Raw genomic sequence first — 24,014 nt, 5'->3', positions numbered from 1 at the left:
GACCGTGCTTTGATCCGTGCACCGCGGAGGTCGCGGCACACCTCCGGAGACGGGAGCCGCAGGGCTCCCGGACACGGGATCCGCACCCCCGCGGTGGCGGCCGTCATCTGTCCCCAGAGGGGGCCGCTCCCCCCTTATGAATATCCATACGAAGGGAAGTTCCCCCATGAACTCCACCCCCCAGGTTGCCACCGCCGAGATCTCGGACGCGGACCTCGACAACGTCTCCGGCGGCCTGTCGCTGAACGCCGTTGGCACCGTCACCGGCCTGGTCGACGGCGTTGCCCCGGTTTCCGGCCTCGTGGGCACGGCCGTCGGCACCGTCGAGGGTGTGACCGGCCTGAACACCGCTCCGGTCACCGGCCTGGTCGCCGGTCTCTGATCGCGTCTCATCCCGCTGAGTCCCGGAACCACTCCCCGGTTCCGGGGCTCTCGGATGCCGTAAATCTCTCCGACAGGTGAGGGAAGTTCCGTGCAGTTCCGCCAACAGGCCCTCGCCAAGCTGCAGTCAGCCGAAGAACTCGACCTGCCGGTGCGCTTCGCCCGCCCCCAGGGCTGGCTCGTCCTGTCCGTGACGGTGGTCGTCATGGCGGCCGCGTCGGTCTGGGCCGTGACGGGCACGGTGGCCTCGACGGTCGGTGCCCCCGCCGTCCTCACACACGCGCAGGGCAGTTACGTCCTGCAGAGCCCCGTCGCCGGTCAGGTCACCGCGGTCCTCGCCAAGGAGGGCGATCGGCTCGCGGCCGACGCCCCGGTGCTGAAGGTCCGTACGGCCCAGGGCGAGACCTCCGTCGTCCGTACCGTGGCCGCCGGCCGCGTCACGGCCCTCGCCGCCACCATCGGGGCCATCATCTCCACCGGCGCGAACGTCGCCGCGGTGGAGAAGGTCGCGCACGCCGGCGATCCGCTCTACGCGACGGTGTACGTGCCCGCCGAGAGCGCATCCACCATCCCCGCGGACGCCGCCGTCGACCTCACCGTCCAGTCGGTGCCGACCCAGCGGTACGGGGTGCTCCGCGGTCATGTGAAGGCGGTCGGCCGGAGCGTGCAGACCCAGCAGCAGATCACTTCCTCCCTCGGCGACAGCCAGCTCGGCGAGCAGTTCACCAAGAAGGGCAGGCCGGTGGCCGTCCTGGTCTCCCTCGACCGTTCGTCCCGTACGAAGAGCGGCCTCAAGTGGTCCTCGGCGGACGGGCCTCCGTACCCGCTGACCTCCATGACCCTGGCCACGGGCTCGATCCGGCTGGCCGATCAGCGTCCCGTCGATTGGCTGCTTCCGTGACCACCGCACAGGACACCCGGGGCAGACGGCGCGCCGCACCGCCGAAGCGCACGGTCCCCAGGAGCACCCGCAGGACCGTCCGCACGCCGACGGTGCTCCAGATGGAGGCCGTGGAGTGCGGCGCGGCCTCCCTCGCCATGGTGCTCGGCCACCACGGCCGGTACATCCCCCTCGAAGAGCTGCGCATCGCCTGCGGTGTCTCCCGGGACGGCTCGCGCGCCAGCAATCTCCTCAAGGCGGCGCGCGGTTACGGCCTCACGGCCAAGGGCATGCAGATGGACACGGCCGCGCTCGCCGAGGTGCAGGCGCCCGCGATCCTGTTCTGGGAGTTCAACCACTACGTCGTCTACGACGGAATGGGCCGCCGTTTCGGACGGCGCGGGGTGCACATCAACGACCCGGGCAAGGGCCGCCGTTTCGTGCCGATGGAGGACTTCGACACCAGCTTCACCGGCGTGGTGCTGGTCATGGAGCCGGGCCCCGACTTCCGCGAGGGCGGCCGCAGGCCCGGCATCCTCGGCGCCATGCCGGCCCGGCTGCGCGGCACGTCGGGCACGATGCCCGCGGCCGTGCTGGCCAGCCTGCTGCTGGTCGCGGTCGGCGCGGCGGTGCCCGCGCTCAGCAGGACCTACATCGACACCTACCTGATCGGCGGTCAGACCTCGCTGCTCGGCGTGCTCTTCGCGTCGATGGGTGCCTGTGTCCTGCTGACCGTGCTGTTGACGTGGCTCCAGCAGGCGAACCTGCTGCACGGCCGGATCATCTCATCGACGCTCAGCAGCGCACGCTTCCTGCGCCATCTGCTGCGACTGCCGGTCACCTTCTTCTCCCAGCGCAGCCCGGCCGACCTGGTGCAGCGGCTGCAGTCGAACGACGCGGTGGCCGAGACCCTGGCCCGAGACCTCGCGGCGGCGGGCGTCGACGCGGTCGTCGTGGTGCTCTACGCCGTCCTGCTCTACACCTACGATCCGCAGCTCACGGCGGTCGGTATCGGTGTCGCGCTGCTCAACGTGGTCGCGATGCGGGTGGTGATCCGGCTGCGCGCGACCCGTACGGCGAAACTGCGCGCGGACAGCGCCCGGCTCACCAACACGGCCTACACCGGGTTGCAGTTGATCGAGACCATGAAGGCGACCGGCGGCGAGGACGGCTACTTCCGCAAGTGGGCCGGGCAACACGCCACCACACTCGAGGAACAGCAGCGCCTCGGGGTGCCGAGTGCCTGGCTGGGAGTGGTCGCGCCGACGCTCGCCACCCTCAACAGCGCGCTGATCCTCTGGATCGGCGGTCTGCGGGCGATGGAGGGGCACATCTCGGTCGGTCTGCTCGTGGCCTTCCAGGCGCTCGTCACCCGTTTCACCGCGCCGCTCACCCGGCTCAACGGTGTCGCGGGACGCATCCAGGACTTCGCGGCCGACGTGGCACGCCTCAAGGACGTCGAGAACTTCCAGGCCGACCCGCTGTACGCCCGCTCCGGCACCGGCGACTCCACCCGCAGGCTGCACGGCCATGTCGAGCTGGAGAACATCACGTTCGGCTACAGCCCGCTCGACAAGCCGCTGCTCACCGGCTTCTCGCTGACCGTGGGCCCGGGCCGGCAGGTGGCACTGGTGGGCGGCTCGGGAAGCGGCAAGTCCACGGTGTCCCGGCTGATCTCAGGCCTGTACACCCCTTGGGAAGGCACGATCCGCATCGACGGGCAACTGCTGGAGGACATCCCGCGCGGCGCACTCGCGGCCTCCGTCTCCTTCGTCGACCAGGACGTCTTCCTCTTCGAGGGCACGGTCCGCGACAACGTGGCGCTGTGGGATCCGTCGATCCCGGACGACGCCGTCGTCGCCGCGCTGCGGGACGCGGCCCTGTACGACGTCGTGGTGCGCCGCCCCGGCGGCATCCACAGCCGGGTCGAGCAGGACGGCCGCAACTTCTCCGGCGGCCAGCGCCAACGGCTGGAGATCGCACGGGCGTTGGTGCGCAGGCCCAGCATCCTGGTCCTCGACGAGGTGACCAGCGCGCTGGACGCGGAGACCGAGCAGACCGTCATCGACAACCTGCGCAAGCGCGGCTGCGCCTGTGTGGTGATCGCGCACCGGCTCAGCACCGTGCGCGACAGCGACGAGATCGTGGTGCTCCAGCACGGCACGATCGTGGAACGCGGGCGGCACGACGCCCTGGTGGCGGCCGGCGGTCCGTACGCCGAGCTGGTCAGGGAGCGATGAGATGACGACGGTTCACGAGGGCGACGTCGTCCTCGGCGCGCTCGGCACGATGGGTACGCCGGTCGACTGCGCCGGGCTCAACCGCCTCGACCTGGAAGGGCCGCAGGTCCTGTGGCTGGTGGTCGCGGGCGCCCTGGACCTGTTCGCGGTCGACGCCGCCCAGCAGGGCCACTGGCACCACCTCGGCCGCCTCGAAGCGGGCTCGCTGCTGCTCGGCCCGGTCGCGGGTCCCCAGCACACGCTGGTCGGGCGGCCGTTGCGGGACTGCGCGGTACGCCGGATCGTGCTGCGCGAGCTGTACCAGCCGGTCCCCACCGAGACCTGGTCCTACGACGAGTACGGCAACCCCCAGTACGTGCCGCCGACATCGAGCCCGCTGGAGTACGCCCTCGCGCTCGGCGTCGGCCGCAGCCTCTCCATCCTCTTCCAGGCTCCCACGGCCACGGAGAACGCGGCCGCGCTCACGGACGACGACGTCTTCTGGATGCAGGTGCCGCCGGGGAGTGTGCAGTACGGCTCGCTGTACGGGGCGGAGGCCGCGGCGGACCTGCTGATGGACTCGGGTGTGTGGCAGGGCATGGTCGACCAGCAGTACCGGCTGCTGGCCACGCTGGACCGCTGGATCGAGCAGTTGGAGGCCCGTCACGAGGACCGGACGGCGGCGGGCATCAAGGCGGGCGAGGCCGTCCGCGCCCAGGCCGACCGGACCCTGCTCGCATCCATGGGGACGGCTTCGAAGCGTCCTACGTCGGCCGACACGGACGCCACCTACACGGCCTGCGCGCTGGTCGCCCGCGCGTCCGGGATCACGCTCGCCGAGCCGGCGCAGAGCGGCACGGAGAGCGACAGGATCGACCCGGTGGAGCGGATCGCGCTGGCCTCGCGCGTCCGCAGTCGTGCGGTGCGCCTGGACGGGCCCTGGTGGCGGGACGACATCGGCCCGCTGGTGGGCCGGCGTGCGGTGTCGGGCAGCCCGGTCGCGCTGCTGTGGCGGCGCGGCGGCTATGTGGCCGTACAGCCGTCGTCCGGGCGGGAGACGCCGGTCGAGAAGGCCAACGCGGCCGAGTTCGAGCCGCGGGCCGTGATGTTCTACCGGCCGCTGCCCGAGCGCCGGCTGAGCCCGTTGCGGCTGGCGCGGTTCTGTCTCCAGGGCACGGGCGGCGATCTGCGCAACCTCGCGGTCAGCGGTCTCGTCACCGTGGCGATCGGCGCCCTGGTGCCGATCGCGACCGGCAAGGTGCTCGGCGAGTACGTGCCGAAGGCCCAGCACGGACTCATCGTGCAGGTCTGCCTGGCGATCATGATCACCAGCGTGGTGTCGGCGGCGTTCATGCTGCTGCAGAACCTCACGCTGCTGCGGATGGAGGGGCGGATCGAGGCGACGCTGCAACCGGCCGTGTGGGACCGGCTGCTGCGGCTGCCGACGAAGTTCTTCACCTCGCGCTCGACCGGTGAACTGGCCAGTGCCGCCATGGGAATCAGCGCGATCCGACGACTCCTCGCGGGCGTCGGCCCCACACTCGCGCAGGCCGGCACGGTCGGCGCGATGAACCTGGGGCTGCTGCTCTGGTACAGCGTGCCCATGGCGCTGGCAGCGGTCGCCATGCTCGTCGTCATCGCGGCCGTGTTCCTGGGGCTCGGTCTGTGGCAGGTGCGGTGGCAGCGGCGGCTGGTCGTGCTCGGCAACAAGCTGAACAACCAGGCGTTCCAGACCCTGCGCGGACTGCCCAAACTGCGGGTCGCGGCGGCGGAGAACTACGCGTACGCCGCCTGGGCGGGCGAGTTCGCGCGCAGCCGTGAACTCCAGCGGAAGGTCGGCCGCATCAAGAACCTCACCACGGTGCTGGGAGCGGTCTATCTGCCGCTCTGCTCCCTGCTGATGTTCATGCTGCTCGCCGGCCCGGCGAGCGGATCCCTGTCGGCCGCGGACTTCCTCACCTTCAACACCTCGGTGACCATGCTGCTGACCTCGGTCACCCAGCTGACCGGCGCCTTCGTCTCGGCGGCCGCCGCGCTGCCGATGTTCGAGGAGATCAAGCCGGTGCTCGACGCCACCCCGGAGGTCCGGGTGGCGAGCACCCGCCCCGGCGTGCTGTCCGGGGCCATCGAGGCCCGCAGGCTCTCCTTCCGGTACTCCGACGACGGCCCGCTCGTCCTCGACGACGTGTCGTTCGACATCCGGGCGGGCGAGTTCGTGGCGATCGTCGGCCCCAGCGGCTGCGGCAAGTCCACGCTGCTGAGGCTGCTCATCGGCTTCGACAAACCGGTCTCGGGCAGTGTGCTGTACGACGGCCAGGACCTGGCGGCCCTCGACCAGTCCGCCGTGCGCCGTCAGTGCGGTGTCGTGCTCCAGCACGCGCAGCCGTTCACCGGCTCCGTCCTGGACTGCATCTGCGGCACCGAGCCGTACACCCCCGAAGAGGCGATGGCGGCGGCCGAGATGGCGGGCCTGGCCGAGGACATCAGGCGGATGCCGATGGGGCTGCACACGATCGTCTCCGGCAGCGGCGCGGTCTCGGGTGGGCAGCGCCAGCGCCTGATGATCGCCCAGGCGCTGATCCGCCGCCCGCGCATCCTCTTCTTCGACGAGGCAACCAGCGCCCTGGACAACGAGACCCAGCGCACGGTCATCGAGAGCACCCGGGCGCTCAACGCCACCCGGGTCGTGATCGCGCACCGGCTGTCCACGGTCATGGACGCGGACCGGGTGATCGTGATGGAGGACGGCCGGGTCGCCCAGCAGGGGCCTCCCGCGCGGCTGCTCGCGGACACGGGCGGACGGCTGCACGAACTGGTGCGACGGCAGTTGGCGTGAGAGGTCAGTCCATCCCCGGTACCTGGGCGCCGGAGGGGACACCGGCGGCGAGGTAGGCGCCGTAGATCTCCCGCCAGGGCGCTCCGGCGCCGGCGTGCGGGCCCGGCGAGTGCCGGCCGAGGGCCTTGGCGTCGAGGACTGCGAGGCAGACCTCCCAGCCGGCGCCGTTGCGGGCGGCGGTGTCCTCGGCCGCGAGCACGTCGGTGAGCGTGAGGTGCGTGCGCTTCTCGTCGAGGGCCTCGAGGTCGAAGTGCAGCTCGTCGCCGCCCCAGTCGAAGGAGAGGTGCCGGGGCGGGTCCACGGCGATGACGCGGCCCGTGGAGTCGGAGGTGTTCGGGTCACCGCTGAACCGGATCGCGCCGCCGGGGCGCAGCTCCATCTCCGCGCGGGACGGGAACCAGCCGGCCAGTTCCTCCGGGTCGGTCACGAACTGCCAGACGCGGGCGATCGGGTGGTCGTAGGTACGGCTGAAGCGGACGGCGGGGCGGCCGTCGTCGAGGGTGAGGTAGGTGCCGGTGAGGGCGGTGCGTTCGGCCGACATGGTGGCTCAGTCCTTCACGGAGGGGGCTTCGGGCTCGTCCGACGGCTCCCCCGCCGCCTGGTCCAGACGGCGTCCGAGAGCGTCGAGGCTGTCGTTCCACAGCGTGCGGTACGGGGCGAGCCAGGCGTCGAGTGCGGCGATCGGGGCCGGATCCAGCGCGTAGACGCGGCGCTGCGCGTCCTGGCTGACCCGGACCAGGCCCGCGTCCCGCAGCACCCGCAGGTGCTTCGAGGTGCTCGGCTGGCTCAGTCCGCATGCCGCCACGATCTCTCCGACGGGGCGCGGGCGCTCCCGCAGCAGCGCGACGATCGCGCGGCGGTGCGGGTCGGCGAGCGCGGTCCAGGGAGTGACGTCGGGCATGCGCCCCAATATGCCGCTTCGGTTATATGCCGGTCAAGGCATACGACACACGCGCACCCGCAGCGGGATGCGCGATGTGACGGTCACCTCACTCGGCACCTCTAGCGAAACGTTGCCGTTTCGCAGGGCGGTGTCTTAGTGTCGATGTGTACGAAACAGTTTCGTTTACGTCTCCGTTACCCTGAGCGACTTCCCTGGAGTGGTTCTCCCATGTCCCAGACCCTGACCGAAGGTGCCCGCAAGGGCTCCGTGGACTCCTCGTCCGCGCCGTCGTCGAGGCGGTGGTGGATCCTCGCGATCATCGGCATCGCGCAGCTGATGGTGGTCCTCGACGCCACCATCGTGAACATCGCCCTGCCGTCCGCGCAGGCGGACCTCGGCTTCTCCGACGGCAACCGGCAGTGGATCGTCACGGCGTACTCGCTGGCCTTCGCCTCCCTGCTGCTGCTCGGCGGACGCATCGCCGACCTCTTCGGGCGCAAGCCCGCCTTCCTCATCGGTGTCGCCGGATTCGCCGGCGCCTCCGTGCTCGGCGGCGCCTCCGCGAGCTTCGGCATGCTGGTCACCGCACGTGCCCTGCAGGGTGTCTTCGGCGCGCTGCTCGCCCCCGCCGCGCTCTCGCTGCTGCACACGACGTTCACCGACGCGAAGGAACGCGCCAAGGCGTTCAGTGTCTACGGCGCGATCGCCGGTGCCGGTGGCGCGGTCGGTCTGCTGCTCGGCGGTGTGCTGACCGACGCGCTCGACTGGCGCTGGACGCTGTTCGTCAACCTCGTCTTCGCGGTCGTCGCCTTCGCCGGCGGCTGGGTGCTGCTGAGCAACCACCGGGACGCCGCGAACTCCCGGCTCGACCTGCCGGGCACCCTGCTGGTCTCCTCCGGCCTCTTCGCCGTGGTCTACGGCTTCTCCAACGCCGAGACGCACGACTGGAGTTCGCCGCTGACCTGGGGCTTCCTCACCGCCGGCGGCATCCTGCTCAGCGCCTTCGCCCGGTGGCAGACCCGCGCCGAGCACCCGCTGCTGCCGATGCGCGTCCTGCTCGACCGCGACCGCGCCGCGTCGTTCGTCACCGTGCTGATCACCGGTGCCGGCATGTTCGGTGTCTTCCTCTTCCTCACCTACTACCTGCAGCTGAACCTGGGCTTCAGTCCGACCAGGACCGGTGTCGCCTTCCTGCCGATGATGGCGGCCCTGATGATCATGGCTCAGGTGTCCACCACCGTCCTGGTACCGCGCATCGGCCCGAAGATCGTCATCCCGGCGGGCTTCGCGATCGCCGTCGCCGGCATGGCCTGGCTGACCGGTATCGGGGTCGCCTCGGACTTCTCCACCGCCGTGCTGCCGCAGCTGCTCCTGATCGGCGCCGGCCTCGGCATCGTGATGCCGCCCGCCATGTCGCTGGCCACCAGCGGGATCGCCGCCGAGGACGCGGGCGTCGCCTCCGCCACGGTCAACACGATGCAGCAGGTGGGCGGTTCGATCGGCACCGCGCTGCTGAACACGCTCGCCGCGAGCGCCGCCACCAGCTACCTGGCCGGCAAGGACGCGACGAACAAGCTGGTCCGGGCGCAGTCGACGATCGAGAGCTACACCACCGCCTTCTGGTGGTCGGCGGGCTTCTTCGCCGCGGGCGCGGTCATCGCCTTCCTCCTGTACCGCCGTGGCGCCCAGGAGCAGGACCCGGACGCCGTGCGCGCCGTCCACATGTAGGACCCGTGTGATCACCCCGGAACCGAGGGGCCGCCGTCTGCAGGGAGACGGCGGCCCCTCCTCCCGTTGCGCCGGCCGCCGGCCCGAGCGGCCGGCCCGACGTTCGCGTTCCGTGCCGCGGCGGGCCGGTACACGACGAGCGCGCGCCGCTCCTTCTCCAGCCTCAACCCGGCCGGCGCGGGCGCGACTTCACCGTCGTACGCGAGGGTCTCCGTGCCGCCCAGACCCTCCAGCTCGACCCAGGGCACCGCCTCGGCGCGGTACACACGGGAGCGGCCGAGCGCGCCGAGGAGGGCGGAGACCACGACCCGGGTACGGGCGAGGCGGTGGGCGCCGTCGATCAGCCGCAGATCGAGGAGTCCGTCGTCCAGGCGAGGCCGGAAGACCGGGGCGAAACCCTCCGGCTCGTAGCGCCCGTTGCCCGCGAAGAGCAGCCACAGCCGTCGGTCCCGGCCGTTGACGCGCAGTTCTACGGGGGCGGCATCGCGCAGGACCCGCAGCAGGGCGACCGCCGAGGCGGCCCGCTTGCCCCAGCGATCCTCCAAGCGCTCGCGGATCGCGACGAGTTCGGGATACAGGCCGATGCTGAAGGTGTTGAGGAACCGCACCTCGTGCCCGGCACCCGGCGGCCTCGCCACGCCCAGATCCACCCGCACCGCCTCGCCGCTGCCGACCGCGGTGGCGGTGTCCTCCACACCGGATACGCCCACGTCCTGGGCGAAGTGGTTCAAGGTGCCGCAGGGGAACACGGCGAGCGCGAGCCCGCGTTCGGCCGCCGCCCGCGCGGCGGCGTTGACGCTGCCGTCGCCTCCGCACACCCCGAGCGCACCCCCCGCCTCCACGGCCCTCGCGGCCGCCCGGTCGAGCAGCGCGGCGAAGTCGTCGTCCGGGCCGCGTTCGATCAGGTCGGCCGCGGGCAGCAGCGCGCGCAACCGCTCGCCCGGAGACGACGCCCCCGGCTCCGCCGTCCCCGCCTCGGCGTTGACGAGGACGACGAGCCCCGCGCCGGCGGGCAGCGCCGGGGCGGACACCGAGGGCCGTTCCCGCTCCGGGAGCACCGGGCGCGGCGGCCACCAGCGGGCGGTGAGGACGGCCGCCCCGACTCCGATCGCGACGCCGGCCAGCACGTCACCGGGATAGTGCACCCCCACGTACACCCGCGAGAAGGCGACCGCCGCGGCGAAGGGCGCGACCAGTGCGCCGGGTCCGGCCGACTCCAGGGCGACTCCGGTCGCGAAGGCCGCGGCCGAGGCGGAGTGCCCGGAGGGGAACGAGGTGGTGTGCGGCTGCCGGGCGAGGTGGCGGACGGGCGGGACCGTCTCCAGCAGCGGGCGGGGGCGCCGGGTGCTCCACTTGGCCGCGGTGTTGACGGTCAGCGAGGCCAGCGCCAGCGAGCCCAGACCCCGCAGCGCCGCGCGGCGGCCGGTGCCGCTCCCGGCGAGGGCGAGGCCTGCCGCCGCGCCCAGCCACAGGCGGCCGTGATCGGCGCAGTGGCTCAGCCGTCGCAGCGCCGGATCCGCGCCGGGCAGCCGCGCCGCCGCCACGCGTCGGAACAGCCGTCGGTCCGCGTCAGTCAGAACACTCATGATCCATGGCTACGGTACCGGGACGGACCCGGCATCCCCGGAGACTCGGACCGGTGACGCGACTGCTCCGCGCGGAGCCTCCCGCGCGGGTCGCCGCGGCTCTGACCGAGCCCGAAGTGCCGGTGCTCCGGCGTTCCGGTGCTCCGGCGTTCCGGCGTTCCGGTGTTCCGGTGTTCCGGGGGGTCCGCGTCGGTCCGCTTCCCCCGCCGCTCGGGCCTGCGGGTGCCGCGCCCGGGGTTCCAGCCTTCGGCGTGCTTCCCCTGCGGGGCCAAACCCTCCGAGGACGAGCCGACTTGCGTCCTCGTGGGCGGGCCCGGAACATGCCGAGGGCCGACCGGAGGCCCCACTCCGCCCGGCCGACCCTCGGTGCGAGATCGCGCTGCACTCCGCGACGGGGCTCGCACTCCCCAGCTACGCGCCTCGATCGATGCTCACGAAAAGCGCGCGATCCCGGTCTCTCAGAACGTGAAGACGGTCGTCCCGTAGGAGTTCTTCACGCACTCGTTGGCGAAGGTCCGTTCGTACGCGACGCGCTTGCCCTGCCAGACACCGGCGACCGTGACGACCACGGGATCGAACTGCTTCGTACACAAGACGCCGTCTCTGACCGAGAGGGCATCGAAGTCGCCGCCGGCTCCCCGGAGTTCGGCGCAGGCCTGGACGGCCGCGGGGTGGGTGCCGGAGGCGGTCGGCGCGCAGTTCAGCGTGACCGCGCGTTCCGGGGTCGCGGTGTCGGCGCTCTCTCCGTGGCCCGTGGTGAGCACCAGGGCCGAGGGGGCGTACAGCCCGGACGGGGCGAGCGCGGGGGCGGGGGCGGGGGCGGCGAGGGCGGACCCTCCGAGGGGCCCGCAGACGGCGGTGGCCGCGAGGGTGAGAGTCGCTGCCCAGCGCGCGGTGTTCGGCATTGTGTGCATCCTTCCGCTCGGTTGAATGCGGCACCGGCTCGGTGTGTGTCGGTGCGGCGAGCGCGAGTCTGCCGAGTCCACACCGGAAACACACATCGACCCCACGCGTTTCGGTAACTTTGAGTATTGAATCACTGGCGCGAAGTAACGAAACTCGAACGTTCGAGCCCTACAACGGCACGGCCGTTGATCGCCCGGGGCATCTTCCTGGCTGGATTTCCCCGGCTCCGCAATAGGCCTGAAACATTCCGCTCAGCGCGCCCCCGGCCCCACGGGACCCCCTTTCCGCCCACGGCGGACATCGCCCCGCGACCCTTGCGCATCCCCTGCAATGGAGTAATCGTCATTACATGATTACGACAGAGCATCGCGAGCAGATACGGGGCTGGTTCGCCGGCCGCCTTCCCGACGTTCTCTTCGAGAGCCCGGCCGAGGTGACCGTCGACCGCGAGGAGATCACCGTCGTCGGCCGCATCCCGGAGCCCAGGCTCGCCGAGGGCGCCTCGGACGCGGAGCGGGAGGCCGCCGTCCGGGCACGCGTCCAGGAGTTCAGGGAGCGCACCCGCGACGACCGGGTCGCGGTCGCGCGCGAGGCGGAGCACCGCTTCCGCCGGAAGGTGTCCTGGGGTGTCGAGTGCGGGGGCGAACGCGCGCTGTTCACCCACGTCGCGGCACCTGTCATGACCCGGCTGCGCCAGCCCGAGCGCCAGGTCCTCGACACCCTCATCGCCGGCGGCGTGGCCCGCAGCCGCAGCGACGCGCTCGCCTGGTGCGTCCGCCTCGTGCAGCGCCACACCGACGACTGGCTGACGGAACTGCGTGACTCGCTCGCACACGTGGAGCGGGTCCGCGCCCAGGGGCCGGACGCCGGGCCGCAGGACGCTGCCGCCGCCGACACCGAGGGAGAACGGGAAGAGAAGTAGGGAGAGCGGGAAGAGAACGAGAGGGAGCAGAAGGAGTGAACGAGAGATGACGCCGTAGCGACGGACCGCCCACTCCGTGGAGGAACCGTCCTGTGGTGGCTCGGAAGGTGGATGATCCGTCCTCTGGTGCCCGTGCTCCGCGACGCCTTAACGTCGGCAGACCCCACGAGGACGGCTTCCGCTCACGCCGCACACCCCAGCGGCGACAACCGGCCATCCCTCCCCAGGCGCCACCACGCGTTCCACCGCCCGTCCGGGTACAGGCACTTCGCTGGAGCACTCTTGTCCGACAACTCCCCGACCACCTCTCCCTCCCTCACCGAGGTCGAGACCTACGGGGTCGAGCGGATCCCCGACGCGGACCGCAGCGCGTCCCCGCTCGACCTGTTCCGGGTCGCCTTCGGCGGCGCCAACACCTTCTCCACCTGTGTTCTCGGGGCCTTCCCCATCCTCTTCGGTCTCTCCTTCTGGCAAGGGCTCGCGGCCACGCTCCTCGGCGTGGTGGCGGGCGCGCTGATCCTCTGCCCGATGGCGGTGTTCGGCCCGGTCAACGGCACGAACAACGCCGTCTCCTCGTCCGCGCACCTCGGAGTGCACGGCCGGGTGGTCGGCTCCTTCCTCTCCCTGCTCACCGCCATCGCCTTCTTCTCCATCTCGGTGTGGAGCTCCGGCGACGCCCTGGTCGGCGGCGCGCACCGGCTCTTCGGCCTGGAGCGCAGCAATCTGTCGTACGTCGTCGCGTACGCGCTGTTCGCCGGTCTGGTGCTCGCCGTGTGCGTCTACGGCTTCCGGTTCATGCTCTTCGTCAACAAGATCGCGGTGACCTCGGCGACCGTGCTGTTCCTGCTCGGCGCGATCGCCTTCGCCGGTGACTTCGACCCCTCGTACGCGGGCGTCTTCACGGCTTCCGCCGACTCCGCCACCCAGTCGCTGTTCTGGCCGTCGTTCATCGGATCCGCGCTGATCGTGCTGTCGAACCCGGTGTCCTTCGGTGCGTTCCTCGGCGACTGGTCGCGCTACATCCCGGCCGACGCGCCGCGCCGCAGGGTCGTCGGCGCCGCGTTCCTGTCGCAGATCGCGACCCTGCTGCCGTTCGTCTTCGGTCTGGCCACCGCGAGCATCATCGCGACGAAGGCTCCGAAGTACGTCGACCCGGGCGCCCCCGACTTCGTGGGCGGGCTGCTGGCCATCTCCCCGAGCTGGTTCTTCCTGCCGGTGTGTCTGCTCGCGCTGATCGGCGGCATGTCGACGGGCACGACCTCGCTGTACGGGACCGGGCTCGACTTCTCGTCGGTGTTCCCGCGGCTGTCGCGGGTCCAGGCGACGCTGGTGGTGGGTGTGCTGTCGATCGCCTTCATCTTCATCGGCCGTTTCGGTCTGAACCTCGTCCAGTCCATCTCCACCTTCGCCACGATGATCATCACGTGCACCACTCCGTGGATGGTCGTGATGATGCTGGGCTTCTACACCCGGCGCGGCTGGTACGACCCGGACGCGCTGCAGGTCTTCAACCGCCGCCAGCGCGGCGGCCGCTACTGGTTCTCGCACGGCTGGAACTGGCGGGGCATGACGGCGTGGTGGGTGGCCGCGGTGGTCGGTGTGCTGTTCACCGACATCCCCGGTCAGTTCGTGGGACCGCTGGGCGATCTGGCCAACGGCATCGACATCAGTCTGCCGCTGTCGCTGGCCGTCGCCGCGGTGCTGTTCCTGACGCTGCTGCGGGTCTTCCCCGAGCCCCGGGCCGTATACGGGCCGCAGGGCGCGCGGCTGGCCCGTACGGTCGACGTCCCGGTCCCGGCAATCACCGGGCCCGGCGCGGAGACGGACGGCTCACGGACGGACGGCTCGACGCCGGCCCTCGCCGCCGAGAGCAGCTGAATGGGTCCCTGGATCGATCTGTCCGTCCCCGTGGTCACCGGAATGCCCGTCTATCCCGGTGACCCCCGGGTCGAGGTGACCAGGGCGCTGACGGTCGCCGAGCACGGCGTCAACGTCCTGCGGCTGCACATGGGTTCGCAGTCGGGGACGCACGTCGACGCGCCGTACCACGTGGACGAGGCGTGGCCCACGCTGGACGATCTGCCGCTGGAGCGGTTCGCGGGAGCGGCCGTGGTGGCCGACGTCCGGGGTCTGCCGGCACGGGAGCCGATCACCCCGGACCATCTCGCGCCGGCGCTCGGTCTCCTCGGAAGGCGACCGGCCGGCATCCTCCTGCTGGCCACCGGATGGTCGGCGCACTGGGGCACCGACCACTACGCGGCGCACCCCTGGCTCACGCCGACGGCCGCGCAGGCCCTCGTCACCGCGGGCGTGCGCACGGTGGCCGTCGACGCGCTGAGCGTGGACCCCACGGGTGGAGCGGAGTTGCCGGCCCACCGTGTGCTGTGCGGGGCGGGAGGGGTGATCGCCGAGAACCTGACCGGCCTCGGCCGGCTCGCCGAGGCCCAGGCCGCGGGCCGGTCGGTCGAGGTCTTCCTGTTTCCCCTGCGCCTGGCGGGAGCGGACGGCGCACCGATCAGGGCCACGGCCCGCGTCGGCGAGCCGGCGCGGGACACCCCGCCGCGGGGCGGCCCCTCTCCCGTGCCGGGCGGACAGGTCTGAGCGGAGGGCCCCCGCTCAGGCCCTGATCGTGCGGGCGATGTCCAGGGTCAGCCGTTGCCAGGCGTCGCGCGGGTCACGGTCCGTCAGTTCGCGGATGCGGCGTAGGCGGTAGCGCAGGGACTGGGCGTGGAGATGGAGTTCACGTGCGGCGGCGTTCGCCGTACCCGTGTCGAGGTACGCGGTGAGCGCCGCCAGCAGGTGTCCCTGCCCCGGATCGGTGAGCGGCCCCAGCACCAGACGGGCGATGTGGTCCGGCGGCGCGGCCGGGTGCCCGGCGAGCAGCGCGAGGACATGGGCGTCGGCGTCGGTGAGGAGGCGGCCTCCCCGGTACGCGTGGGCGGGTGCCGTGTCGAGGGCGTCGGCGGCCAGCCGGTGGGCTACGGCGATCCGGTCCAGGCTCTCCGTCGTGATCGCGCAGCCGCGCAGGTCCAGCGCGCGCAGTGCCGCGCCGGCCCCCGCGACGGCGGCGGGCAGCAGCAGGACGGCGCGGGGGCCCCGTACGGTCGTCGGCGAGACGACGTCGGGAGTGCCGGTGGTGTCGAGCGTGTCCAGCAGGCCCGTCACCACGTCGTGCGTCATGTCGGGGCGGTCCGGGCCGGCCGACTCGGCCACCAGCAGGCAGGCGGGGTCGGGGAGTTGGATGCCCAGCCGGGCCGAGCGGTCGGTCAGCGCGCCGACCGAGGCGTGCCGCCCCGCGATCAGGTCGTCCAGGAGCAGCCGCAGCGCCCGGTCACGGTTCGCGGCGAGGTCCTCGCTGGTCGCGGCGTACGCGGTGGCCATCTCCTCGGAGAGGGTGTCGAGCGCGGTCAGCAGCATCCTGGTGAGCGCCAGGGCGTCCGTCGCGGTCAGCCGTGGCGCGCGGGCGGCGATCTCGTCCGTGAGGACCGTCGCCGCGACCCGGTAGGCGCGCAGCACCGCCTGGACGGGGCGCCCGTCGGCCGCGCGGGCCGCCGCGATGCCCCGGAAGCGCCGCAGGTCCGACGGCTCCAGCGTGGCGTCGGTGGCCCACAGATGGAGCAGGCGCTCCAGCCCCCAGGCCGCGATGGCACGTACCTCGGGCAGTCGGCTGTCGTCGAGCGCGGCGTAGACCGGGACCTGTTCGTGCACGGCGGCGACGACCGCCTCCACGACACGCGGGTCGGCGACCATCTCCTGCCGGACACGTTCTCTGACGTCCACGGGCCTGTTTGTCACGAGGTGATGATCCCAGCCACGCGATGTGCGCACCACAGTGGACGGACCTTGTCACAGTGGCCAGGATCGACGGCGTACAGCGCGATCTCAGGGACGAGAGGCGGGACGTACGGATGGCGAAGCACTGGGCCGACTTCCAGTACGAGATCTATCTGAACGGAATGACGGGCGCCGTGCCGCGGCTGCCCACCGATCTGACCCGGCTGGAGGAGCTCACCGAGCAGCGGCTCGGCCCCGGTCCGGTCGGCTATGTGGCGGGCAGCGCGGGCAACGGCAGCACCGCGCGGGCGAACCGGGAGGCGCTCGACCGCCGCCGGATCGTGCCGCGCATGCTGCGGGACGTGCACGAACGCGACCTGTCCGTCGAGGTGCTGGGGCGCGCCCTGCCCGCGCCGCTGGCGCTCGCGCCCGTGGGCGTGCTCTCGATCATGCATCCGGACGCGGAGCCCGCCGCCGCACGGGCCGCCGCAGCGCAGGGTGTCCCGTACATCCTGTCCTCGGCGTCCAGTACGCCCATGGAACAGGTCGCCGAGACGATGGGTGACGCGGAGCGCTGGTTCCAGCTGTACTGGGCGAAGGACCGCGAGGTCACCCGGAGCTTCCTGGCCCGGGCGAAGTCCGCCGGATACACGGCCCTGCTCGTCACGCTGGACACTCCCCTGCTGGCCTGGCGTCCGCGCGACCTCGACCAGGCGTATCTGCCGTTCCTGCACGGCATCGGCACCGCGAACCACTTCTCCGACCCGGCGTTCCAGGCGGGTCTGGCCAAGCCGGTGCACGAGGACCCGAACGCGGCCGTGATGCACTTCGTGGGGATGTTCGCCGACCCCGGAAAGACCTGGCCGGACCTGGCCTTCCTCCGGGAGAACTGGGACGGGCCGATCGTCCTCAAGGGCATCCTGCACCCGGACGACGCCCGGCGCGCGGCCGACGCGGGGATGGACGGCGTGGTGGTCTCCAACCACGGCGGACGGCAGGTGGCGGGTTCGGTGGCGGCCGCCGACGCGCTGCCCCGCGTGGTCGAGGCGGTCGGCGACCGGCTGACCGTCCTGTTCGACAGCGGCATCCGCACCGGCGACGACATCTTCAAGGCACTCGCCCTGGGCGCACGGGCGGTGCTCGTCGGACGGCCGTACGCCTACGGGCTCGGCCTCGACGGACAGGCGGGCGTCGAACACGTGATCCGCTGTCTGCTCGCGGAGTTCGACCTCACCCTCGCCCTGTCCGGACACTCCCGCCCCGCCGGCCTCGGCCCCGACGACCTGATCGAGGAAACACCGTGAAGAACGTACTCGCCGTGGTCTCGGCACACGTGGGCGGTCGCACCGCCGGAGCCGCTCTCGCCGGCGTCTTCCCCGGTGAGGCCCGCGTCACCGTCGTCGAGACGACCGACGAGGACCCCGGCGCGCTGCGCGAGGCCCACGTCATCATCACCGGCCTCGCCCCGGTGACCGCCGAGCACCTGGCCGCCGCACCGGACCTCGAACTGGTGCAGTGCGCCAGCCACGGCTTCGACTACGTGGACCTGGAGGCCGCCCGCGCCAAGGGGGTGCCGGTGTGCAACATCGGCTCCAGCGGCGCCGAGAAGCAGAACGTGGCCGAGCAGACCTTCGCCCTCATGCTCGCCCTCGCCAAGCAGCTGATCCCGGCGCACACCGCCCTCGTCGACGCCGACTGGGCGCTGCCGCGGCTGCAGCGGTCCATCACCGAGCTGTCCGGCAAGACCCTCGGCATCATCGGGCTCGGTCACATCGGCGAGGAGGTCGCCCGCCGCGCGGTCGCGTTCGACATGTCCCTCGTGTACGCCGGTCCGCAGTCCGTCGGCGCGGAGGCGGAGGCCCGGCTCGGCGGCGCCCGCCACGTCGAACTCGACGAACTGCTGCGGACGTCGGACTACATCACGCTGCACGTGCCGCTCACCGAGACGACCCGGCATCTGCTGAACGCCGAACGGCTCGCGCTCCTGAAGCCCACCGCGTTCGTCGTCAACACCTCGCGGGGCGCCCTGATCGACCAGGACGCCCTCGCGGACGCGCTCGAAGCGGGTGCGCTGGCCGGCGCGGGTCTCGACGTCTTCGACCCCGAACCGCCCACGGCGGCACTGCGGTTGCTCAAGGCCCCGAACGTCGTGCTCTCGCCGCACGTCGCGGGCGTCACGCGCGAGACCCTCGTACGGATCGCGCTGGCCGCGGTCCAGAACGCCGCCGACTTCGTGGCGGGCAAGCCGCCACGGGATGTGGTGTCGTAGCGGGCTCGGCCCGCCCCCACGCCCGGTCCCCGTCCCGGACCCGGCCCCGCGACACGGCCCGGTGTCGCGGGGCCGCCCAATCCCGCGAGGCCCCCGGTCCGCAGGGGGCCCGGCCCCATCCGGGCGCACTGTCCCGCGAAGCCGCCCGGTGTCCCTGGCGGCGCCCGGTCACGTCGGGCGCACCGCCCCAGCGGGGTGCCCCGGCCCCATCGGGCGCACCGCAGGTCGGCCCGGTACGGTCGGCCGACTCGGTCCCGTCGCGCGAGCCCATCCCCTCGGCCAGACCGACCCCGTCGGACGATCCGATCGAGTCCGGCCGGCCGAGCCGATCCCGTCGCACAAGGCGATCGACACCCGCGGGACGATCCTGTCGAGAACCCGGGCCCGCAGGCGCACCGCCCCAGCCGGGTCGCCCGGCCCCATCGGGTACACCGTCCCCGCAGGCCGGCCCGCCACCATCGGCCCACACGGTCCCGTATCGCGAACACCTCCCCCGGCCAGACCGATCCCATCCGACGAACCGATCGAGCCCGGCAGGCCGATCCCGTCGGGCAAGGCGATCGACACCCGCAGGCCGATCCCGTCGGGGCCCGGCCCCCGACTGCTCGTGCGCGCCGGGGGGGCCGGGGGCCGTTCCGTCAGAGGGCCGTCTCGGCCGCCACGGGAGGAAGTCCTACGGGCAGCGGCAGCACGGGCTCCGGGTGTGTGCGGTCGTCGACGCTCACCGCGCGGGGTTCCTCGGGGCCGCCCGGCGCGGTCGTGTCCGGGGTGTCGGGGCAGCCCGGCGCGGTCGTGTCCGGGGTGTCGGGGCCGCCCGTCGCGGTCGTGTCCGGGGTGTCGGGACCGCCCGTCGGCCGCTCGCCGGGCGGGTCGCCCGGCCCTCCGTCTCGCTGTCCTCTCGTCGTGCCGTCGGCGGACGCCCGCTCGGTGACGGGACTCGTTGACGCGACCGCCGCGCCCGCCGTGCCCGCGATCGACAACGACCGGGGTGCGGCAGACGAGGAATCGGTGCGCCAGCGCTGCGCGTCGGAACCGCTCCGGTCCTTGACGACGACGACGGCGTCCGGGCCGGAGGAACCGGGCGCGACCGCGAGCCCGCTCCGCGCACGAGGCAGCAACTCGCCCCGTACGGTGAGGTCGTAGCGGACGTCGTCGCCGTGCGCGTCCCCGGAACCGACGCAGCGGTTCAGCGCGACGACACCGTCGACCGCCCCGGAGTCCAGGCACATTCCGGGGTCGGCGACACTGCGCAGCAGCCCGTCGTCCTCGTACGACCACTGCTGGGTCCGGGCGGAGGAGCAGACGGCGAGCTCGGTCTCCGCGCCGGAGGTCGTCCTGCCGCCCCTGATGTCGAGGCACAGGTCGGCGGCGAGGTTGCGCAGCCGTGTCCGCTCGGTACCGGCGGGCAGTCCGGCCGAGGTCGGGGGCGAGGAACCCGGGGCGGCCGGCACGGTGTGACTGCTGCCGACGCCCGTGGAGGCGGCCGGGTCGGCACCGCCGCCGCCGGAGGACGACACGCTCACGGCGAGGACGGTCACGAGCAGCAGGGCCGAGACCGTGCCCGCCCCCGTGAGCAGGGCCTTGGAACGTGCCTGTCCGGTCGGGATCCGGCGGCCCGGCGCGGGGATCCTGGCCAGCAGTCGATGGCGTCCGCCGCTCGCGGGCCCCCCGCCACCCGCGTGACCTCCGTCGTCGCCCGGACCTCCATGACCTCCCGCACCACCGCCACCACCACGGGTACCGCTGCCCCCTCGGGGGCCGCCTGGAACGGCGGGATCATCCGAAAGGCGCCCCCCGACCGCCGGCCCGCTCGGGGGGCGCACTCCTTGCCGCGCGCCCCCCGAGCGGGTGTCGAGATAGCGCCGCGCGCCCCAGCCGAGCACCGCTTCGGCGAGCAGGACACCCAACTCGCCCTCAAAGTAACCAAGTTGCTCCGCGGTGTGTCGGCAGTGGGCGCACCCCGCGAGATGGTGCCGGACGTCCGACGACAGCGCACCGCCGCGACGCGTCAGGACATCCAGCAGCCGATTGTAGAAACCGCATTCCTCACTCGGCGCGAGTTCCCGATGGGCGCGTACACAACCCTGCCGGAATTGCTCGCGGGCCTGCTCCAGAGCGGCCGTCGCGGTGGGGATGTCCATGCCCGACAGACCGGCCGGTACGGATATGGGCTCGGCCTCGACCTCGGTGTGCCAGAGCAGGCACTGGGCGGAACCCGGGAGCGCCTGGAAGGAACGCTCGGCGAGCTTCCGGTTTTCGGCCGCCATGGGTCCCGCCACCCGCATACCACGGCCACCGGCGGGTTTCCCCAAGTCCGGCAGAACACCGGATATCCGGTCCTCCGCGGACCATTCCTTGACGGTGTCCCGCACCGTCACCAGGAGCCGGGGCCGCAGGGCCGCTCCGGACTCGCCGCGCATCAGGCAGTCGAGCGCGTAGTGGAAGGAGGTCGCGGCGACCATTGAGGCGACGTGCGACGAAGAGGCGAGGCAGATGACCGAGTAGTCGTACGTCGACTGCCAGTGCCGGGCCATCAGCAGGGCGACGGACTGCGTGGCCCCGCCCTCCGGTCGGCCTCTGAGCCGGGCGGCGAGACTCTCGTCGCATTCACCGGAGGCGCCGCCGGGAGGATAGGCGGGACGAGGGGGGTGGGGGGTGGGCACGAAGCGGGTTCCTTCCACGGTGCAAGGTGACGCACAGGCAATTTCCGGCCGCCGAAAAGCAGCCCTGCCCGGTGCGTACCTTTCTGGCGATGCGCCGGGAGAACAGCCGGGCGGGAAGGTCGGCGAAGACCTTCGTCCGGAGCCTTTCGCACTCGGAGGCGGTCCGGAATGACGAACACGGATTTCACACCCGGCCATTGACCACGCGCAGTAAGTTCACCCTCGCACAACACACTCATGACCAACAAGGCGCCTGAGCAACATCCGCATCTTTGAAAGATGGTCAAATTCTCTGGCAACTCGGCCTATTCGCACCGGCTTTCGAAATTTCTTTGCGCCCCGTGTGAACCGCGCGCTCGCGCCGGAGCCCGTCGCACGCTCCCGGCGCACGGAACCCGGTGGTCCACTGGAACCCGGCCCTTCTCGGAGGCCCAGCGCAGGACGGCGGCTCTCCCGCGCGAAACCGGCCGCCGGCCCCGTTCCTCCCGCCCTCGGCCGGCGGCCCCGGGCCACGGCCCACGCGGCCGGACGGAGCCGAGGCCCCGTCCGGGCGCGCCTCGGGTTCAGGCCCGCCACACACCGCGCCTGCGGTAACCCGCTTCCCAGAAAAGCCGGTTGAGGACCCGCACGGGCGGCGGCAGCGCACCGAGGAACCGGGCCCGGTCGGCGGCCGGGGCTCCGTCGACGAGCCACGGCACGAAGACCGCGGCCCCGCGCAGCCCCTGTGCCTCGCGGATCCGCCCGGTGAAGGCGCCCCAGTCCGCCGGCGTCAGTACCTCCTGGACGAGCGGAAGGGCGCTGTCCTCCCCGTGCGCGAGGTGGTCGTCGAGAGCCGCGGCCAACGCGTGTACGCACGAGGCAAGTTCGGCCGACCCGTCACGCAGCGCGGTGTCGACGGCCGTCAGCAGCGCGCCGAGACCGGCGTGCTCCGCCTCCATCGCGGCCAGCAGGGCGACGTCCCCGGGCCGGCCCGTGGCCCCGCGCTCCACACGCGGCCACAGGTCGCTGTCCTCCGCGGTGTGGTGGATGTGCAGCTGGTGCTTGAAGTTGTCCCAGCCCGCGCGGACTCCAGGAGAGGCCGCGGTGCCGTCCACCGCCGCCTTGGCCAGGCGCTCCAGGTCGCGCCGGAAGGCGTCGTGGGCCGCGTACATGACGGTGAGGTCGATGGTGTCGGTGGTCATGAGGCCGCTTCCTCCAGTTGGGGTTCGTACACGGGCAGGGCGTGCGGGTTGGCCGACGGGCCGCGGTGACGGCGTACGGCGAGGCAGGCGAGCGCGCCGGTCAGCAGCACGGCGGCGGCGACCAGGACGGCGGGCCCCATCGCGTGCACGAAGCCATGGCCGAAGACCTGGCCGCCCAGTTCGCGCATGCGGTCGGCGACGTCGCGCGGGACGCCGTCCGGCACCCGCGCCGACTGCCCGGCGTTGATGTCGGCCTCCCCTTTGGAGAAGGCGCCGACGAAACCGTCGCGGTAGGCCGCGGGCAGCAGGCCGGCGCGCTGCTGGGCCTGCTCGGGGAGCGAGGATGCCAGCCGGGCCTGGAGCACCGCGCCGACGACGGCACCCGCGAGCACCGAACCGACCTGCCGCAGCGCGTTGTTGAGGCCGGACGCGGCTCCGGAAAGCCTCGCCGGCACGTTGCGCATGACCTCGGTGGCCATCGGCGCGAAGGTGAACCCGGCTCCCAGGCCCGCGAGCAGGAGCGGGAAGGCGACCGCCGTCCAGCTCGACCCCACGTCCACCGCGGCCACGATCCACACCAGGGCAGCGGCCCAGGCGAGCAGCCCGGTCATCAGGATGAACTTGCCGCCGACCTTGTCCGCGAGGACTCCGGCCGGTCCCGCCGTCACGAACGAGCCGAGGGCCAGCGGCAGCAGGACGAGCCCGGACTTGAGGGCGCTGAAGCCCAGGACGGACTGCAGGTAGATCGTCAGCGGCAGGAACATCCCGATCACGCCGAAGGACACCGTGACGCCGACGAAGTTGATGAGGGTGAAGTTGCGGTCCCTGAAGAGCGAGAACGGGACGAGCGGATCGTCGCCCTGCCGTCCGCGCTCGTGGCCGAGGAAACCGGCGAAGAGCAGCGCCGCGGCACCGAACAGGCCCAGGATCCAGCCGTTCCAGTCGTAGCGCTGCCCCTCCGTCAGCCCGAAGGCCAGGCAGAACAGGGCACTTGAGGCGAGCAGGACGCCGGGGGTGTCGAAGCGGTGGCGGACCGTGCGACGCGAGGCCGGGATGATCGCCACGGCGAGCACCAGTACCAGCGCCCCCAGCGGCAGGTTCACGAAGAAGATCCACCGCCAGTCCAGGTGCGTGATCAGCGCGCCGCCGACGATCGGGCCGAGCGCGCCGGAGATTCCCGCGACCGCGCCCCAGACACCCATCGCGGCACCACGCCGGTCGGCCGGGAACACCTCCGCGATGATCGAGAGGGTCTGTGGCATGAGCAGCGCCGCGCCCAGGCCCTGGACCGCCCGGAACGCGATCAGCTGGGCCGGGTCCCGTGCGAGGCCGCAGGCGAGGCTGGCGAGTGTGAACAGGGCGACGCCGGCCAGGAAGAGGGCGCGTTTGCCGCGCAGGTCGCCGAGGCGGCCCGCGGTGATGAGCAGCACGGCCAGCGCGAGCGTGTAGGCGTTGACGACCCAGAGGATCTCGTCCAGTGAGGCGTCGAGGTCCTGTCCCATGTCGGGAATCGCGATGTTGACGATGGTCAGGTCGAGCAGGGTCATGAAGAAGCCCAGGGAGAGCGTGAAGAGGATCGCCCAGGGATTTCCGTGCCATTTCTTGAACACGATGTCTGTCTCCTAGTGCCGAGTTGGGTGCCGTGTGTGGCGGGCATCGGACTCGCGTTCAAGAGGGCACGGCGCCGGGACCGCGTGACGTCGTGAGACGTACGTCACTCTTTGGCCTCCGGATGTCACATTCGGACCCCCTCCGGGGCTCGCAGTGGTGAGCGCACCCAGGGAGG

Annotated in this window: 18 protein-coding genes; 10 read left to right on the top strand and 8 right to left on the bottom strand. The window is 72.2% G+C overall.

Translation table 11 applies throughout. From position 1 onward, the window contains the following. Positions 1-166: 166 nt before the first annotated feature. The 4 genes from OHB41_RS42230 to OHB41_RS42215 all read left to right on the top strand — a co-directional run bounded on the left by OHB41_RS42230 (position 167) and on the right by OHB41_RS42215 (position 6,316). Complete coding sequence (locus OHB41_RS42230; RefSeq protein ID WP_148011319.1) at positions 167-382, top strand: type A2 lantipeptide; 216 nt, start codon at positions 167-169, stop codon at positions 380-382. A 90-nt stretch (positions 383-472) separates the two neighbouring features. Further along, positions 473-1,282, top strand: coding sequence for a DUF2118 domain-containing protein (locus OHB41_RS42225; protein ID WP_266705280.1), 810 nt, complete (start codon positions 473-475; stop codon positions 1,280-1,282). Beyond that, the gene (locus tag OHB41_RS42220) at positions 1,279-3,501 is read left to right on the top strand and encodes an NHLP family bacteriocin export ABC transporter peptidase/permease/ATPase subunit (RefSeq protein WP_266705278.1); all 2,223 of its coding nucleotides are present in this window, start codon (positions 1,279-1,281) and stop codon (positions 3,499-3,501) included. Before OHB41_RS42225 ends, OHB41_RS42220 begins: the two co-directional genes overlap by 4 nt. A gap of 1 nt (position 3,502) precedes the next feature. Further along, positions 3,503-6,316, top strand: a complete 2,814-nt coding sequence (locus OHB41_RS42215; RefSeq protein ID WP_266705276.1) for an NHLP bacteriocin export ABC transporter permease/ATPase subunit — start codon at positions 3,503-3,505, stop codon at positions 6,314-6,316. A gap of 4 nt (positions 6,317-6,320) precedes the next feature. Here the strand turns inward: OHB41_RS42215 and OHB41_RS42210 are convergent, their stop codons facing one another. Both OHB41_RS42210 and OHB41_RS42205 read right to left on the bottom strand, forming a co-directional pair. Beyond that, positions 6,321-6,857 carry an SRPBCC family protein gene (locus tag OHB41_RS42210; RefSeq protein WP_266705274.1) on the bottom strand — a complete coding sequence of 179 codons (537 nt, stop codon included), beginning with the start codon at positions 6,855-6,857 and terminating at the stop codon, positions 6,321-6,323. A 6-nt stretch (positions 6,858-6,863) separates the two neighbouring features. Beyond that, positions 6,864-7,217: an ArsR/SmtB family transcription factor gene (locus OHB41_RS42205; protein ID WP_266705272.1), complete on the bottom strand. Its 354-nt coding sequence runs from the start codon at positions 7,215-7,217 to the stop codon at positions 6,864-6,866. A gap of 210 nt (positions 7,218-7,427) precedes the next feature. On the opposite strand from OHB41_RS42205, the gene OHB41_RS42200 reads away from it, so the two are divergent. Then, entirely contained in the window at positions 7,428-8,927 is a 1,500-nt protein-coding gene (locus OHB41_RS42200; protein WP_266705270.1) for an MFS transporter, read from the top strand. Positions 8,928-8,938: 11 nt separating this feature from the next. Here the strand turns inward: OHB41_RS42200 and OHB41_RS42195 are convergent, their stop codons facing one another. After that, a complete protein-coding gene (locus OHB41_RS42195; RefSeq protein WP_266705268.1) occupies positions 8,939-10,513 on the bottom strand; it encodes a bifunctional phosphatase PAP2/diacylglycerol kinase family protein in 1,575 nt (524 codons plus the stop codon). A gap of 458 nt (positions 10,514-10,971) precedes the next feature. After that, entirely contained in the window at positions 10,972-11,418 is a 447-nt protein-coding gene (locus OHB41_RS42190) for a protease inhibitor (RefSeq protein WP_266705266.1), read from the bottom strand. 350 nt (positions 11,419-11,768) lie between these two features. On the opposite strand from OHB41_RS42190, the gene abmR reads away from it, so the two are divergent. From abmR to OHB41_RS42175, 3 genes are all read left to right on the top strand, one after another. Further along, positions 11,769-12,341, top strand: coding sequence for an ATP-binding transcription factor AbmR (gene abmR, locus OHB41_RS42185; RefSeq protein WP_266705264.1), 573 nt, complete (start codon positions 11,769-11,771; stop codon positions 12,339-12,341). 282 nt (positions 12,342-12,623) lie between these two features. Beyond that, positions 12,624-14,219, top strand: coding sequence for a purine-cytosine permease family protein (locus OHB41_RS42180; protein ID WP_266705262.1), 1,596 nt, complete (start codon positions 12,624-12,626; stop codon positions 14,217-14,219). Continuing rightward, positions 14,220-14,942 carry a cyclase family protein gene (locus OHB41_RS42175; protein WP_266705259.1) on the top strand — a complete coding sequence of 241 codons (723 nt, stop codon included), beginning with the start codon at positions 14,220-14,222 and terminating at the stop codon, positions 14,940-14,942. It abuts the gene before it with no gap. A gap of 15 nt (positions 14,943-14,957) precedes the next feature. On the opposite strand, the gene OHB41_RS42170 is transcribed toward OHB41_RS42175, so the two are convergent. Further along, entirely contained in the window at positions 14,958-16,121 is a 1,164-nt protein-coding gene (locus tag OHB41_RS42170) for a PucR family transcriptional regulator (protein WP_266705257.1), read from the bottom strand. Positions 16,122-16,249: 128 nt separating this feature from the next. Here OHB41_RS42170 and OHB41_RS42165 point away from each other — a divergent pair, with 128 nt between their 5' ends. Together OHB41_RS42165 and OHB41_RS42160 are read left to right on the top strand one after the other, a co-directional pair. Then, on the top strand, positions 16,250-17,419 hold the full coding sequence (locus OHB41_RS42165) for a lactate 2-monooxygenase (RefSeq protein ID WP_266706542.1): 1,170 nt from the start codon (positions 16,250-16,252) through the stop codon (positions 17,417-17,419). Continuing rightward, entirely contained in the window at positions 17,416-18,384 is a 969-nt protein-coding gene (locus OHB41_RS42160; RefSeq protein WP_266705255.1) for a 2-hydroxyacid dehydrogenase, read from the top strand. The genes OHB41_RS42165 and OHB41_RS42160 overlap by 4 nt, the downstream gene beginning before the upstream one ends. A 638-nt stretch (positions 18,385-19,022) precedes the next feature. Here OHB41_RS42160 and OHB41_RS42155 read toward each other — a convergent pair. The 3 genes from OHB41_RS42155 to OHB41_RS42145 form a co-directional block, all read right to left on the bottom strand. Then, positions 19,023-21,047 (bottom strand): RICIN domain-containing protein, encoded by a 2,025-nt coding sequence (locus OHB41_RS42155; RefSeq protein WP_266705253.1) that lies wholly within the window; start codon positions 21,045-21,047, stop codon positions 19,023-19,025. A 563-nt stretch (positions 21,048-21,610) separates the two neighbouring features. Beyond that, positions 21,611-22,228 carry a hemerythrin domain-containing protein gene (locus OHB41_RS42150; protein WP_266705251.1) on the bottom strand — a complete coding sequence of 206 codons (618 nt, stop codon included), beginning with the start codon at positions 22,226-22,228 and terminating at the stop codon, positions 21,611-21,613. Further along, entirely contained in the window at positions 22,225-23,838 is a 1,614-nt protein-coding gene (locus OHB41_RS42145; protein WP_266705249.1) for a DHA2 family efflux MFS transporter permease subunit, read from the bottom strand. The genes OHB41_RS42150 and OHB41_RS42145 overlap by 4 nt, the downstream gene beginning before the upstream one ends. Positions 23,839-24,014: the final 176 nt, after the last annotated feature.

Source organism: Streptomyces sp. NBC_01571 (assembly GCF_026339875.1).
Classification (GTDB): Bacteria; Actinomycetota; Actinomycetes; order Streptomycetales; family Streptomycetaceae; genus Streptomyces.
This window is presented reverse-complemented; position numbering and strand designations above follow the sequence as displayed.

What these genes read in the sequence shown, in the direction of transcription:
- OHB41_RS42215 (WP_266705276.1), top strand. Translation starts at nt 3,503, where the DNA reads ATGACGACGGTTCACGAGGGCGACGTCGTCCTCGGCGCGCTCGGCACG.
- OHB41_RS42230 (WP_148011319.1), top strand. Translation starts at nt 167, where the DNA reads ATGAACTCCACCCCCCAGGTTGCCACCGCCGAGATCTCGGACGCGGAC.
- OHB41_RS42210 (WP_266705274.1), bottom strand. Translation starts at nt 6,857, where the DNA reads ATGTCGGCCGAACGCACCGCCCTCACCGGCACCTACCTCACCCTCGAC.
- OHB41_RS42165 (WP_266706542.1), top strand. Translation starts at nt 16,250, where the DNA reads ATGGCGAAGCACTGGGCCGACTTCCAGTACGAGATCTATCTGAACGGA.
- OHB41_RS42200 (WP_266705270.1), top strand. Translation starts at nt 7,428, where the DNA reads ATGTCCCAGACCCTGACCGAAGGTGCCCGCAAGGGCTCCGTGGACTCC.
- OHB41_RS42195 (WP_266705268.1), bottom strand. Translation starts at nt 10,513, where the DNA reads ATGAGTGTTCTGACTGACGCGGACCGACGGCTGTTCCGACGCGTGGCG.
- abmR (WP_266705264.1), top strand. Translation starts at nt 11,769, where the DNA reads ATGATTACGACAGAGCATCGCGAGCAGATACGGGGCTGGTTCGCCGGC.
- OHB41_RS42175 (WP_266705259.1), top strand. Translation starts at nt 14,220, where the DNA reads ATGGGTCCCTGGATCGATCTGTCCGTCCCCGTGGTCACCGGAATGCCC.
- OHB41_RS42190 (WP_266705266.1), bottom strand. Translation starts at nt 11,418, where the DNA reads ATGCCGAACACCGCGCGCTGGGCAGCGACTCTCACCCTCGCGGCCACC.
- OHB41_RS42205 (WP_266705272.1), bottom strand. Translation starts at nt 7,217, where the DNA reads ATGCCCGACGTCACTCCCTGGACCGCGCTCGCCGACCCGCACCGCCGC.
- OHB41_RS42150 (WP_266705251.1), bottom strand. Translation starts at nt 22,228, where the DNA reads ATGACCACCGACACCATCGACCTCACCGTCATGTACGCGGCCCACGAC.